The following is a 13,633-nucleotide window of genomic DNA, read 5'->3' as shown; positions in this document are numbered from 1 at the left end:
GGATGGTTGATAGGCTCGGAGTGTGCATCACGCATTATAGAAGCTGCTGCGCAGATAGTGGTGGCGCAAGTGGCGAAATGCCACCATCAGCACGGCCGAAGCGGGCAGCGCGAGCAGCACGCCGACGAAACCGAACAGCTGGCCGAAGGCGAGCAGGGCGAAAATCACCGCCAGCGGATTGAGGCCAATCCGTTCGCCGACCAGCCGCGGCGTCAGGAAAAAGCCTTCCACGACCTGGCCGGCGCCGTAGATGATGGCGACGGCGACGACGCCGCTCCAGTCGGCAAACTGCAGCACCGCGGCGATCAGCGCCAGGATCAGGCCGAGGCCGAATCCCAGGTAGGGGATGAATACCAAGAGGCCCGTGAGGATGCCGACCGGCAGCGCCACTTCGAAGCCGGCGATCGTCAGCGCCATCGAGTAGTACGCCGCCAGCACCAGCATCACCAAGAGCTGGCCGCGCAGGTACTGCGCCAGCAGCACGTTCACTTCGTGCGCCATGCCGACCGTCTGCACCAGCCAGCGGCGCGGCACCGCGCCGGTGATCCGATCGAGGATCTTGTGCCAGTCGAGCAGCAGGTAGAACAGCGCCACCGGGATCAGCACCAGCGTCACCAGCCAGCCGAGCACGCGGGTGCCGCCGATGCGCGCCGACGACAGCACGGTGGTCCAGATCTCGTCGCCGCCGCTCTCGAACTGCTGGCTGAGGATGGCGCGGATGCCGCTGCCGTCGAGGCGGAACTTGATGCCCATCTCCTGCAGCCGCGGCGCCAGCACGGCGTCGATGCGCACCAAAAAAGCGGGAATCTGCGCCATCAGCAGCGGAATTTCGACCTGCAGCACCGGGATCACGATCAACACCAGCGCAGTGACGGCCGACAGGAACAGCAGCATCACCAGCACCACCGCCAGCGCGCGCGGCAGCGGCCAGCGGCCGACGCGGCGTCGGTCGAGGTAGTCGACGCCGCCATTGAGCGCGTACGCCAACATGGCGGCGGCGATGAAGGGCGTGAGCACCGGTCCGAGCGCGTACAGCAGCAGCACGAACGCGACCCCGAGTCCGAGCCAAAAGGCGGACTGCTTCTGATCCGGGGTGAACGAAAATGGCATCGGGATGGCCGCTGAAATGGTGAATGGGCCGAAATCGGGCTGAAAGCGGGCCGGTTTGATAAAATGGCGGATTGAGCACTTGCTGGCGTTATCGACTTGCAACTGTTCCGTCGCCTTTCTATTTTACCGCCTCCGCTGCCAAATACACCATGAGCCAACCTTCAAATGTTTCACTTTCCTACCGCGATGCCGGTGTCGATATCGATGCCGGCGACGCCCTGGTCGAGGCGATCAAGCCGCTTGCCAAGCGCACCATGCGCGAAGGCGTGCTCAAGGGAATCGGCGGTTTCGGCGCGCTGTTCGAGATCAGCAAGAAGTACAAGGAGCCGGTGCTGGTGTCCGGCACCGACGGCGTCGGCACCAAGCTCAAGCTCGCCTTCGAGCTGAATCGGCATGACACTGTCGGCATCGATCTGGTCGCCATGAGCGTCAACGACATCCTGGTGCAAGGCGCCGAGCCGCTGTTCTTCCTCGACTACTTCGCCTGCGGCAAGCTCGACGTGCCGACCGCCACCGCGGTCGTCGGCGGCATCGCCCGCGGCTGCGAGCAGGCCGGCTGCGCACTGATCGGCGGCGAGACGGCGGAAATGCCGAGCATGTACCCGGCCGGCGAATACGACCTGGCCGGCTTTGCCGTCGGCGCGGTGGAAAAATCGAAGATCATCGACGGCACCACGATCGCCGCCGGTGACGTCATCCTCGGCCTGGCCTCGTCGGGCGTGCATTCGAACGGCTACTCGCTGGTGCGCAAGATCATCGAAGTGGCCAAGCCGGACCTGGACGGCGACTTCCACGGCCGCAAGCTGGCCGACGTGCTGATGGAGCCGACCCGCATCTACGTCAAGCCGCTGCTGGCGCTGATGGAAACGACGGACGTCAAAGGCATGGTCCACATTACCGGCGGCGGCCTGGTGGAAAACATCCCGCGCGTGCTGCAGCCGCACCTGACGGCCGAGCTCGACTCGACGGCGTGGACGATGCCGCCGCTGTTCCAGTGGCTGCAGCAGCACGGCGGCGTCGCCGACGACGAGATGCACCGCGTGTTCAACTGCGGCATCGGCATGGTCGTCATCGTCGCCGCCGAGCAGGCCGACGCCGCGATGGCGCAGCTGCAGGCGGCCGGCGAGACCGTGTTCCGCGTCGGCGCGATCCGCGCCCGCGCCGGCGAAGAGCACCAGACCATCGTCGTCTAAGCTCGCGCCGAAACGCCGGGGTCAGACCTGACCCCGATGAATCGCACGCTCGGCATCACCGAGCAGAACCTCTCGCTGCTTAAATCCGGCAAGGTCAAGGGGATCCGCTTTGCCACGCTGGGCAAGATCTGCGAACGGCTCGACTGCCAGCCCGGCGACATCATGGAGTGGGTGGCCGGCGCAGATGGCTACGACGGTGACGACGCGGAAAGTTCGGCGTGACAGGTTTGGCCGGGCGATGCTGGCGGGTTAGGAGTCGGCTGATATGGCGGTTTCACCTGAACCATAACGGCTCCCGCGGGGTCAAAATGACATAGTCATTTTGAGAAGCGAGCGACAAAAGACGGCGACCCGAGAGTCGCCGTTTGTGTATTTTGGGGCGGCCATGGGACGAGAGTTACATTCCCCGTACCAGCTCTTCCCGGGCCAACGGTCCGACCCCGCTCCGACTCCTAGGCTTTTGCGCCCGGCCTCGCTTGAAACGGCGCGAGCGCCCACTAGACTTAGATTGCGCGGAGGGCTGCTGCGCCCTCCATGAGCCTGGCATCCTTGCGAATTGTGTTGACGCAGGACTGATTCGCCTGATGGTGCGATTTTTTTTCCAACAGGATGGATTGGAACAATCATGCGCACACTTATCTTGCTTCCCCTGGCATTTGCACTCGTTTATACGACGTCTACTGCAGCGCCTTATCCGGGCGATCGGCAGTTGCGACGCGAGTCCGGGCAAACCTACCAGCCGCGGCCGATGGAAGTGGCTGAAGTCACCGGCGTGTATGAGCTCGACAATGGTGAGACCGTGAAGATATCGGTCGAGCGCCGCAGCTTGTATGCGCGGATCGGTCTGCGCGCGCCAATTCAGTTGGTGGCCGTCGCCGAACACAAGTTCGTCTCGGTCGACCGGCGGGTGACGCTGCAATTCAAGCCGATCGCGTTCGGCGACCAGATCGTGCTGACGTACCCGGTGGCGCCGGGACAGGTCTCGCGCGGCACGCCGGAAGTAGTGGCGCAGCACCGCGACGATTGACACGCATGATGCGACGAACCGGCGACGTGCGAGTCGCCGTTTCCGTTTGAAAGGCGGGGCGCGACCGCTTACTTGTTGAGGATCTTGGCCACCGGCGCGGCGCGCAGCCGGTGTGCGTCGGGCATGCCGGCGCCGAGCAGCGGGCGCAGGTACTGGCGGAATGCGTCGGTGACGTCGGTGCCGCTTTCGCTGATGAATTCATCTTCCATCACGCGCGTCTTGCCGGCCACCGACGCGAGCGGCACCAGAGCGTACTCGACCGAGTAGTCGCTGCAACGGCGGATTGCCACCGAGCCGTCCTGCTCGCCCCACATGGCATACTGCACCGCTTTTTCGCCCACTTCGCGCGCCTCGCGCTGGTCGACGTCGGAGACGCAGCCGATGAAGGAGCGCTGCAGGTAGCCGAAGGTGTCGCCGCGCACCCGCTTGATGCCGAGCTTGGCCTTGATCTCGTCGCACAGCAGGTCGGCCAGCGCGCCGGTGCCCGACAGCTGGACGTTGCCGTGGGCGTCGCGCTCGACTTCCTTCGACAGCAGGCTGGCGATCGCTTCGCCGGAGGCGTCGTGGATGCCTTCGGACACGGCGATGACGCAGCGGCCGTAACGGGCGTAGGTCGCCTTGACGTCGGCGAGGAAGTTCTCCAGTACGAAGGTGCGCTCAGGCAGGTAGATCAGGTGCGGGCCGTCGTCGGGGAATTTCTTGGCCAGCGCGGCGGCAGCGGTGAGAAAGCCGGCGTGGCGGCCCATGACGACGCCGACGTAGACGCCGGGCAGCGCGGCGTTGTCGAGATTGGCGCCGGCGAAGGCCTGGGCGACGAAGCGCGCCGCCGACGGGAAGCCGGGGGTATGGTCATTGCCGACCAGGTCGTTGTCGATGGTTTTCGGGATGTGGATGCAGCGCAGCGGATAGCCGGCCTTGTGCGCTTCGAGGCTGACGATGCGCACCGTGTCGGACGAGTCGTTGCCGCCGATGTAGAAGAAGTGTTCGATCTCGTGGGCGCGCAGCACCTCGAAAATTTTCTGGCAGTAGGCGATGTCGGGCTTGTCGCGGGTCGAGCCGAGCGCCGACGACGGCGTGGCGCCGACCAGTTCGAGGTTGGCGACGGTCTCTTGCGTGAGGTCGACGAACTGCTCGTCGACGATACCGCGCACGCCGTGCAGCGCGCCGTAGACGCGCGTGACGTGCGGGAAGCGGCGCGCTTCGAGGGCGACGCCGACCAGCGACTGGTTGATGACGGCAGTCGGCCCGCCTCCCTGGGCGACCAGAATTTTTCCCGACGGCATGCGCAGCTCCTTGCGTGGTGGACAGGCTCCTAGGTTACTCCAAAACCTGGCGCCCGCTGCCGATATTCTTGTCGAGGAATTTTTCGACGCGGGTCCAGAAATCGTTTTGCATCGCCAGACCCCATTGCTTCCAGCCGGCGCGATAATGATTGCCGTGTACCAGTACCACCATCGGCAGGTTCTTGCCGTTGCTGCCGTGCGGCAGGGTCAGCACGCCCGGGATGTCGAGGCCGTCGCGCGCCTTGTAGCGCACCGCTTCAGCTGCCCCATCTCGGCCGACTTGATCGCCGGCCGCGTGTCGCCCACCTTGTTCAGTTTGCCCGTTTCGGTATCGAACACGTTTCACGCGCTTGGCTCGATGTCCGAATACAAGCGCACCAGCACCCATTTCGATTCCGCGCGCGGGGCCACCGACACGATGTTGACCGTGCCCGGCAGCAGGGAATCGGTATGTTGCTGCACCGCTTGCATGCCGGCGTCGAACCACACGGTGGAGCGCGCGTCGGTCAGCACCCGCACGCCGAGCAGCTTGCCATCGGCGATCACCAGGCGGCCGGTGAAATCGTGGTCTGCCAACTCTACCAGGGGGCTGGCCGCCTGCGCTCCGACACTGCGCCGGTCTCTTCGCGCATCCCAAGCTGCCGGAAATTGCTGCCGTCGCGATCGACGGCTTACAGGCCGGGATAGTAACGAACGTCACCCTGGCCGATGGTCTAGTCGGTGGCGTCGAACACCAGGCGGTCGTCATTGACCCAGTGAAAACTGCCGACATCGGCCGGCGCAAAGCTGGCCACCAGTTTGGCCGCGTTGTTGGTCAGGTCGATGACCACCAGCGCGCCGCGCCTGCCGGTCCGGCCAAGGCGGGCGGCGAGGTTCTTGGCATTCGGCGACAGCAGCGCGCCGGCAAAAGCGGCATTCTTGAAAAAGTGTTCAATCGGCACCGGCGCGGCGGGCGCGGCTTGGGCGGAACCGGAGGCGCACATTACGATCAGGAAAAGTCGTCCGAGGTGGTGTAGCATTTCTGGCGACACGCTATTCCGGCGCCCGGATGTGGTCGATGAAACTGGTGTTGAGCGGGTCCGGCGCGCGCGTGAGCAGGCTGACGACGACCAGCACCGCCATGCCGGCCGGCACGCCAAACACGCCGGCCGAGATCGGCGCGATGTGGAACCACTGGCCGGCCGCGGCGCCGCCGAGGATCGGGTTGGTGTGCAGCATGTAGTAGACGCAGACGGCAAAGCCCGACGCCATGCCGGCCAGCGCGCCGGCGCGGTTGGCGCGCTTCCAGAACACGCCCAGCGCCAGCGCCGGGAACAGCGCCGAGCCGGCCAGCGAGAACGCCGCGCCGACCAGCGACAGGATGTCGGCCGGCTTTTGCGAGGCGGCGTAGGCGGCGATGAAGGCCACCGCCAGCAGCAGCAGCTTGGAAATGGTCACCCGCTTCTGGGTCGAGGCGGCCGGGTCGACCACCTTGTAGTAGACGTCGTGCGACAGCGCGTTGGAAATGGCCAGCAGCAGGCCGTCGGCAGTCGACAGCGCGGCGGCCAGGCCGCCGGCGGCCACCAGGCCGGAAATGACATACGGCAGGCCGCCGATTTCCGGCGTGGCCAGCACCAGCACGTCGCCGTCGATGGCGATTTCGGCCAGCTGCACGATGCCGTCGCGGTTGATGTCGGCAATGGCGATCAGGGGATTGAGCTTGTCGACGTTGGCCCAGTATGAAATCCAGGTCGGCAGGTCGGAAAAATTGCTGCCCACCAGGTGGCTGTAGATGTCGTACTTGACCAGCACCGCCAGCGCCGGAATGGTCAGGTACACCAGCAGGATGAAAAACAGCGTCCAGAACACCGACACGCGCGTCTCGCGCACCGACGGCGTGGTGTAGGAGCGCATCAGGATGTGCGGCAGCGCGGCGGTGCCGAGCATCAGGCAGAACACCAGCGCCAGGAAGTTGTTGCGCCGGCTGTCGGACTGTTCGGCATCCTCGCCTGGGAACGGCGTCATGTGCGGCTCGGGCGCCTGCGCGCGCGCCTGGTTGGCCGCCTGCATCTCGGCCCACAGGCGCACCGCCTCGTCGGCCGTTTTCGGATACGCCATCAGTTCGCGTTCGGTGGCGCGGATGTCGATCAGCGAGCCTTTGCGCAGCCGCACCGCGTCGAGCCGGCGCTGGGCATCGAGCTTGCCTTGTTCCCACGACGCCGGCAGCGCCTTGATGCGGGCGGCGTAGAACTCGGCGCGCTCGCGGAAGATGGCGCGCACCTCGAGCTCCTTCGGGTCGAACGCGAGCTGCGCCTCGCGCGCGGCCAGCTTCGGCAGCACCGCGCCGTAGGCCACCTGCGGCAGCGGGTTGTCGGCGTGCTTGACCGACAGCCACATGGTGGGAATCAGGAACGCCACCAGGATGATGATGTACTGCGCCACCTGGGTCCAGGTGATGGCGCGCATGCCGCCGAGGAAGGAGCACACCAGGATCGACGCCAGCCCGAGGAAAATGCCGACCGAGAAGTCGACGCCGGTAAAGCGCGAGGCGATCAGCCCGACCGCGTAGATCTGCGCCACCACGTAGGTGAACGAGACGATGATGGTGGCGCCGACGGCCATCAGGCGCACGGCATTGCCGCCGCCGCCGCCGCCGTAGCGCGCCGCCAGGAAGTCGGGGATGGTGTACTGGGCGAACTTGCGCAGGTACGGCGCGATCAGCAGCGCCACCAGGCAGTAGCCGCCGGTCCAGCCCATGATGTAGGCCAGGCCGTCGAAGCCGTGCAGGTACAGGCCGCCCGCCAGGCTGATGAAGCTGGCCGCCGAGATCCAGTCGGCGGCGGTGGCCATGCCGTTGAACAGCGCCGGCACGCGCCGGCCGGCGACGTAGTATTCGGTGACGTTCGAGGTGCGGCTAAATACGCCGATGCCGGCGTACAGCACGATCGTGGCGAGCATGAACAGGTAGCCGATCCAGATGCGCGGCATGCCTTCCTTTTCCAGCATCGTCAGCGCGATCAGGAAGACGGCGAAGCAGGCAGTGAAATACAGGTAGTAGCGCGACAGGCGGCGAAAGCGCCGCGCGCCGTTCAAGGCGCCTCTCCCGCGGCGTCGCCCGGTTCGCCCAGGCGGCGCTTGAAGCGCTGGTCGAAGCGTCCCATGCCAAACGCGTAGGCGCCGAGGATGGCCAGGTAGATCAGCGAGGCGCCTTGGGCGGCCAGGTAGAACGACAGCGGCCAGCCGAACACCGACACGGTGGCCAGTTCGCGCGCGAAGAACACGGTGCAGAACGTGGTGACGAGCCACAGCGCCAGCAGCACGGCGGTGAGGCGGCGGGTGCGCTGCCAGTGCAGGCTGCGCGCGGCCAGCAGCGACAGCTGGCGCTGGGCGGCGGCGCCGGCATCGGGGTCGCCAAGGGGCGGCGCGGGCAAATCAGTCGATATCGTCATGGGCGGCGGCGGGAGGCGGGAATGTGAGTCGGAACAGGCAGCCGGGCGACTTCTTGACGGTGGCGCGCGGATTGTTGAAGACGTCGACTTCGGCGCCGTGCTGGTGGGCGATCTCGCGCACGATCGCCAGCCCCAGGCCACTGCCGGGCGCGCCGTTGCCGAGGATGCGGTAGAAGCGCTCGAACACGCGGCTTCGTTCGGCCGGGGCGATGCCGGGGCCGGTGTCTTCGACTTCGACGATGGCCTGGTCGGCCTGGCGCCGCACCCGCACGGTGACGCTGCCGCCGGCCGGCGTGTAGCTGAGGGCATTGTCGATCAGGTTCGACAGCAGCTCGCGCAGCATGACGGGGTTGCCGACGATGTCGACGGCGTGCTCGGGCTGCTCGAAGCCGAGGTCGATGTGGCTGACGAACGAGGCCTGCACCCAGTCCTGCACCGCGGCGCGCGCCAGCACCGCCAGGTCGACCGCCTCGAAGGCAACGCCGGCCTGCGGCTGGTTCTCGGCGCGCGCCAGCGCCAGCAGCTGGTTGACCAGCCGGGTCGCCGATTCGGAGCTCTTGGCGAGCTGCTCGAGCGAGCGGTGGATCTCGTCCGGGTCGAGCTGGCGCAGCGCCAGTTCGGACTGCATGCGCATACCTGCCAGCGGCGTTTTCATCTGGTGCGCGGCGTCGGCGATGAAGCGCTTTTGCATGTCGATCGTCTGCGACAGTCGCGCCAGCATGTCGTTGAGCGAGCCGACCAGCGGCGAAATTTCTTCCGGCACCTGGCGCGAATCGATCGGCGACAGGTCGTCCGGGCGGCGCGCGCGGATGCGCTCCTGCAGCTGGGCCAGCGGGGAGAGCCCGCGCGCCAGCGCGAACCACACCAGCGCCAGCACGATCGGCAGGATGATGAACTGCGGCAGGATCACGCCCTTGATGATTTCGTTGGCCAGCTGGGCGCGTTTGTCGAGCGTCTCGGCCACCTGCACCAGCGCGGCGCGCGGTTCCTCGCCGCGCGAGGCCATCGGCCGCAGGTTGACGTACGAATAGGCCACGCGCACCTGGGCGCCGCGCATGATGTCGTTGCGAAAGCGCACGCTGGCGCTGTTGGGCGCGCTGGAGTCGTCGCCGGGCGGCGGCAGGTCGCGGTCGCCGTCGACGAATTCGGCGCCCGGCCCGCTGATCTGGAAATACACGTTGTCGATGTCGTCGGCGCGCACGATGTCGCGCGCACTGCCCGGCAGCAGCGACACGGTCTTGCCGTCGACTTCGCGGATCTGTTGCGCCAGCACGGTGACGCTGTCTTCAAGCGCGTGGTCGAACGGCTGGTTGGCGATCGACTTGGCCACCAGGTAGGTGATGGCGATACTCATCGGCCACAGCAGCAGCAGCGGCGCCAGCATCCAGTCGAGGATCTCGCCGAACAGCGAGTGCTGGATGTTTTCGTCCGGCTCCGGGTTGGCCGGCTCGTACAGCGCCGGCAGCTCCGGGCCGTGCTGGCCATGCGCGCCTTGGACGGTGCCGCGTAGTTTCACTTCGGTCCGGCGCCCGGTTCGACGGCGCCTGGCGCGGTGGCGGCGGCGGCGCCGGTGGCGCGCTCGAGGCAGTAGCCCAGCCCGCGCACGGTGGCGATGCGGATGCCGCCCACCTCGAGCTTCTTGCGCAGCCGGTGCACGTAGACCTCGATGGCGTTGTTCGACACCTCCTCGCCCCATTCGCACAGGTGGTCGACCAGCTGCTCCTTCGACACCAGCCGGCCGGTGCGCGCCAGCAGGATCTCGAGCAGGCCCAGTTCGCGCGCCGACAGCTCGAGCATCTGGTCGTTGATGTAGGCGCTGCGCCCGACCTGGTCGTACGCCAGCGGGCCGTGGCGGATCACGGTGGGGCCGCCGCCGGCGCCGCGGCGGGTCAGCGCGCGCACCCGCGCCTCCAGTTCGGACAGCGCGAACGGCTTGGCCATATAGTCGTCGGCGCCCAGGTCGAGGCCATTGACGCGCTGCTCGATCGAGTCGGCGGCGGTCAGGATCAGCACCGGCAGCAGCGACGAGCGCGCGCGCAGCCGGCGCAGCACTTCCAGGCCCGACATCTTCGGCAGGCCGAGGTCGAGGATCAGCAGGTCGAATTCCTGGGTCGACAGCGCGGTGTCGGCCTCCTGGCCGTTCTTGACGCAGTCGATGGCGTAGCCGGACTGCCGCAGCGAGCGCGTCAAGCCGTCCGCCAGCACGCTATCGTCTTCGGCAAGTAAAATACGCATGGCACAAACCCGTGATATCGAATCGGCCATTGTGTGTCATTTAATGGCGCATGGCGAGTGTTTGGCGCCGATTGACCCTTTTTAATCTTATTCGCACGGGGCGCACGTAGCGCTTGCAAAGACTACTGTATGCTTGTACAGTATCGGCTGAGCTGCATGCTGGACCCTCCGAACCCGGCCTTTTCCCAGATTGAAAGAAAATTATGGACGACAAGAAAACGAATTTAAACGCAGCTGAAAAAGGCAAGGCGCTCGCCGCCGCGCTGGCGCAAATCGAAAAGCAGTTCGGCAAGGGCTCGGTCATGCGCATGGACGGCAACGCCCCGGTCGAAGAAGTGCAGGTCGTCTCGACCGGTTCGCTCGGCCTGGACATCGCGCTCGGCGTCGGCGGCCTGCCGCGCGGCCGCGTAGTCGAAATCTACGGTCCTGAATCGTCGGGTAAAACGACATTGACGTTGCAGACCATCGCGCAAATGCAAAAGCTGGGCGGCACCTGCGCCTTCATCGATGCCGAGCACGCGCTCGACGTCGGCTACGCGCAAAAGCTGGGCATCAACCTGTCCGAGCTGCTCATTTCGCAGCCGGACACGGGTGAGCAGGCGCTGGAAATCTGCGACGCGCTGGTGCGTTCGGGCAGCGTCGACCTGATCGTCATCGACTCGGTGGCCGCGCTCACGCCGCGCGCCGAGATCGAAGGCGACATGGGCGACTCGCTGCCGGGCCTGCAGGCGCGCCTGATGTCGCAAGCGCTGCGCAAGCTGACCGGTTCGATCAACCGCACCAACACGCTCGTCATCTTCATCAACCAGATCCGCATGAAGATCGGCGTCATGTTCGGCAGCCCTGAAACGACCACCGGCGGCAATGCGCTGAAATTTTACGCGTCGGTCCGCCTGGACATTCGCCGCACCGGCTCGATCAAGTCGGGCGACGAAGTGATCGGCAACGAAACGAAGGTCAAGGTCGTCAAGAACAAGATCGCGCCGCCGTTCAAGGAAGCCCACTTCGACATCCTGTACGGTTCCGGCACCTCGCGCGAAGGCGAAATCCTCGACCTCGGTTCCGACAACAAGATCGTCGAAAAATCCGGTTCGTGGTACAGCTACAACGGCGAACGTATCGGCCAGGGCAAGGACAATGCCCGTACCTTCCTGGTCGAGCGTCCGGCGCTGGCGCGCGAGATCGAAAACAAGGTCCGCGCGGCTCTCGGCGTGCGCGAGCTGCCGCCGGTCGTCGGCGAGGAGCCGGTCAAGCCGGTCGCCAAGCTGAAGGCCGTGGCCGAGTAAAGGCCGGCCGTGCCCAGGCCGAAACTGAGCCTGAAGGGCCGTGCGTTGCGCTTCCTGTCGATGCGCGAGCACAGCCGGCTCGAGTTGGGGCGCAAGCTGTCGAAGTATGCGGAGGAGGGCGACGACGTCGACGCGCTGCTCGACTTCCTGGAGAAGAACAACTGGCTGTCGCAGGAGCGCTTCTCCGAGTCGCTGATTCACCGCCGCGAGGGGCGCTACGGCAACAGCCGCATCGTGGCCGAGCTGCAAAGCCACGGCATCAATGGCGAAGCGCTGCAGGAACTCAAGACGTCGCTGGCCGACAGCGAAGTGGCGCGCGCCTGCGACGTGTGGAGCCGCAAGTTTGGCGAGGTCGCTACCGACGCCGATGGTCGCGGCAAGCAGATGCGGTTTCTGATGCAGCGCGGCTTTTCGCAGCGCGCGGTGCGTGCGGCGATGCGCGGCACGTGTCCGGATGACGATTGAACGCTTGAACGATTAAGCAAGGCGCCTTCCGTCGTGTGCGTAGCAGCCCCGTGCTGCGGACGCATACCCCTCACCGGTGGGAGGCGCCGCGCTTTTTGCGCTCCGTTCGCGTCATCATGCCGATTGAGCCTTCGCCATGCACCTGGGTTGTCGCGATCTGTTTGTTTTTACCGCTTTGCGAGTAAGATTACGGAGCAAACCTGTTATATCTTGGAGATTGCGATGGCCCTCAAGCGAATCAAGCCAGTTGTACGTGCTCAAGGCCAGGTGCCCGCGCCGATCTCGTCTGCTGGGTTCAGCAAGGAGACTTTATCTGCCTTGGAGCAATCGGCGAAGCGGCTAAAGCATGTGCCTGCTCGTGCGTTCTCTAAGCTCGAGATCGAGCAAGTTTTCAAAAAAATTCGGGATCGTTCTTGATAGAACTTCCCACAACGGTCGAATTTGACCTGAGTGATGCGCAGTTCTTGCTGCAGCTCGCCCATTTGGCATCACTTTTTCCTCAGTTATTCCAAGAATTTTCCGATGTGCTGCCGCACTACGCAGCAATGCATTGGGACGATTTCGCCGCGATAACCACTCCCGAGTTCTTCGAAGCATCGTTTGATGGTTCATACCTTGTGTTGCGCCTTCATTTCCTGGACGGCGAGCTACATATTGTTGCCCACCTGTCTGGCGGAATCGTCAAGTTGGTCAGCATTATTCAACCCATCGTTCACGCCTGACTAGCTAGTGACGGCTACTCCGGGGTCTGACCCTTTAGCAGCAAAGGCGGGACTCGGCGTCCCCGTCATACCCCTGCGGTGCCTGCGGTGGCGTGCGCTTGGCACTGTGGCCGGAAAGCTTGTTGCGGTTGCAATGATCGCCGCAAAATTGGGCGCTAAATTTATGTTGCAGTGCAACTGACCCCACGCATGTGCTAAACTTTTGTGGTTTAAGCAGCGCCGCATGAGCGGTTGTCGCCGTAGAAGCTGCGGTGGCGTGCATCAGCACACGGCTGCATACTTTTTTACCGCCGCATTTTCGGCATTGGTGTCTATGCCCCTGTCTTCTCCTGTCCCCCGCGAATTGCGGCACACCCGTGCCATCCAGGTCGACGCCTTTGCGCGCGACGATGGCCTGTGGGACCTCGACGCGCGCATCAGCGACGTCAAGACGCGCGACATCCGCCTCGCTTCCGGCCTGCGCGCTGGCGGCATTCCGGTGCACGACCTGTGGCTGCGCATCACCATCAACACCGACCTGATCATCGTCGACGCCGAAGCGGCGTCCGATTCCGTGCCGTATCCCGGTTTCTGCGACACCATCGCGCCAGCCTACAAGAGCCTGATCGGCCTGTCGCTGACGAACCATTTCCGGCTGCGCCTGAAGGATCGGCTCGCCGGTGTCCTCGGCTGCACGCACCTGACCGAATTGTCGCTGGTGCTGCCGACCGCGGCGATCCAGGCGTTCGCCAATGACGTGATCAAGACGCGCGACGGCGATGGCGACGACGCCTCCACCGAGCAGCCGTTCCAGCTCGACCGTTGCCACGCCTTGCGCGTCGACGGCCCGGCGGTGGCGAAGTATTACCCGCGCTGGTACGCCAGGAGCGTGACCGGTTAGCAGT

Annotated in this window: 17 protein-coding genes; 8 read left to right on the top strand and 9 right to left on the bottom strand. The window is 65.2% G+C overall.

Annotation, left to right across the window (positions count from 1 at the left end; genetic code table 11):
- Positions 1-27: 27 nt before the first annotated feature.
- Positions 28-1,110 (bottom strand): AI-2E family transporter, encoded by a 1,083-nt coding sequence (locus ACP7DD_RS12305; protein WP_426175099.1) that lies wholly within the window; start codon positions 1,108-1,110, stop codon positions 28-30.
- Positions 1,111-1,259: 149 nt separating this feature from the next.
- Between ACP7DD_RS12305 and purM the strand changes: the two genes are divergently transcribed.
- The 3 genes from purM (at position 1,260) to ACP7DD_RS12290 (ending at position 3,330) form a co-directional block, all read left to right on the top strand.
- Positions 1,260-2,303, top strand: coding sequence for a phosphoribosylformylglycinamidine cyclo-ligase (purM, locus tag ACP7DD_RS12300; RefSeq protein ID WP_426175098.1), 1,044 nt, complete (start codon positions 1,260-1,262; stop codon positions 2,301-2,303).
- Between the two features lie 36 nt (positions 2,304-2,339).
- On the top strand, positions 2,340-2,525 hold the full coding sequence (locus ACP7DD_RS12295) for a helix-turn-helix domain-containing protein (protein ID WP_426175097.1): 186 nt from the start codon (positions 2,340-2,342) through the stop codon (positions 2,523-2,525).
- A gap of 403 nt (positions 2,526-2,928) precedes the next feature.
- Positions 2,929-3,330, top strand: a complete 402-nt coding sequence (locus ACP7DD_RS12290) for a hypothetical protein (protein ID WP_426175095.1) — start codon at positions 2,929-2,931, stop codon at positions 3,328-3,330.
- A 68-nt stretch (positions 3,331-3,398) separates the two neighbouring features.
- Here the strand turns inward: ACP7DD_RS12290 and ACP7DD_RS12285 are convergent, their stop codons facing one another.
- From ACP7DD_RS12285 to ACP7DD_RS12250, 8 genes are all read right to left on the bottom strand, one after another.
- Complete coding sequence (locus tag ACP7DD_RS12285) at positions 3,399-4,613, bottom strand: 6-phosphofructokinase (protein ID WP_426175094.1); 1,215 nt, start codon at positions 4,611-4,613, stop codon at positions 3,399-3,401.
- Positions 4,614-4,647: 34 nt separating this feature from the next.
- Positions 4,648-4,866, bottom strand: a complete 219-nt coding sequence (locus ACP7DD_RS12280) for an alpha/beta hydrolase family protein (protein ID WP_426175092.1) — start codon at positions 4,864-4,866, stop codon at positions 4,648-4,650.
- A gap of 89 nt (positions 4,867-4,955) precedes the next feature.
- Positions 4,956-5,189, bottom strand: coding sequence for a hypothetical protein (locus ACP7DD_RS12275; RefSeq protein ID WP_426175091.1), 234 nt, complete (start codon positions 5,187-5,189; stop codon positions 4,956-4,958).
- A 137-nt stretch (positions 5,190-5,326) separates the two neighbouring features.
- Positions 5,327-5,644 (bottom strand): hypothetical protein, encoded by a 318-nt coding sequence (locus tag ACP7DD_RS12270; protein ID WP_426175090.1) that lies wholly within the window; start codon positions 5,642-5,644, stop codon positions 5,327-5,329.
- Between the two features lies 1 nt (position 5,645).
- Entirely contained in the window at positions 5,646-7,685 is a 2,040-nt protein-coding gene (locus ACP7DD_RS12265; protein WP_426175089.1) for a sodium:solute symporter family protein, read from the bottom strand.
- Positions 7,682-8,041, bottom strand: a complete 360-nt coding sequence (locus tag ACP7DD_RS12260) for a DUF4212 domain-containing protein (RefSeq protein WP_426175088.1) — start codon at positions 8,039-8,041, stop codon at positions 7,682-7,684. Before ACP7DD_RS12260 ends, ACP7DD_RS12265 begins: the two co-directional genes overlap by 4 nt.
- Positions 8,025-9,557, bottom strand: a complete 1,533-nt coding sequence (locus tag ACP7DD_RS12255) for a sensor histidine kinase N-terminal domain-containing protein (RefSeq protein WP_426175087.1) — start codon at positions 9,555-9,557, stop codon at positions 8,025-8,027. Before ACP7DD_RS12255 ends, ACP7DD_RS12260 begins: the two co-directional genes overlap by 17 nt.
- Positions 9,554-10,276, bottom strand: a complete 723-nt coding sequence (locus ACP7DD_RS12250; protein ID WP_426175086.1) for a response regulator — start codon at positions 10,274-10,276, stop codon at positions 9,554-9,556. Before ACP7DD_RS12250 ends, ACP7DD_RS12255 begins: the two co-directional genes overlap by 4 nt.
- 203 nt (positions 10,277-10,479) lie before the next feature.
- On the opposite strand from ACP7DD_RS12250, the gene recA reads away from it, so the two are divergent.
- The 5 genes from recA (at position 10,480) to ACP7DD_RS12225 (ending at position 13,629) form a co-directional block, all read left to right on the top strand.
- Positions 10,480-11,562 (top strand): recombinase RecA, encoded by a 1,083-nt coding sequence (gene recA / locus ACP7DD_RS12245; protein ID WP_099787227.1) that lies wholly within the window; start codon positions 10,480-10,482, stop codon positions 11,560-11,562.
- 9 nt (positions 11,563-11,571) lie between these two features.
- Complete coding sequence (recX, locus tag ACP7DD_RS12240; protein WP_426175085.1) at positions 11,572-12,027, top strand: recombination regulator RecX; 456 nt, start codon at positions 11,572-11,574, stop codon at positions 12,025-12,027.
- Positions 12,028-12,249: 222 nt separating this feature from the next.
- Entirely contained in the window at positions 12,250-12,444 is a 195-nt protein-coding gene (locus tag ACP7DD_RS12235) for a hypothetical protein (protein WP_426175084.1), read from the top strand.
- Positions 12,441-12,749 (top strand): hypothetical protein, encoded by a 309-nt coding sequence (locus ACP7DD_RS12230; protein ID WP_426175083.1) that lies wholly within the window; start codon positions 12,441-12,443, stop codon positions 12,747-12,749. Before ACP7DD_RS12235 ends, ACP7DD_RS12230 begins: the two co-directional genes overlap by 4 nt.
- A gap of 313 nt (positions 12,750-13,062) precedes the next feature.
- Positions 13,063-13,629, top strand: coding sequence for a DUF2889 domain-containing protein (locus ACP7DD_RS12225; RefSeq protein ID WP_426175082.1), 567 nt, complete (start codon positions 13,063-13,065; stop codon positions 13,627-13,629).
- Positions 13,630-13,633 lie beyond the last annotated feature (4 nt).

This window comes from Massilia sp. TWR1-2-2 (assembly GCF_049897565.1).
In the GTDB taxonomy this organism is placed as follows: Bacteria; Pseudomonadota; Gammaproteobacteria; order Burkholderiales; family Burkholderiaceae_D; genus JAFCUW01.
The sequence above is the reverse complement of the archived record's forward strand: the minus strand, read 5'-3'. Positions and strand labels throughout refer to the sequence as shown.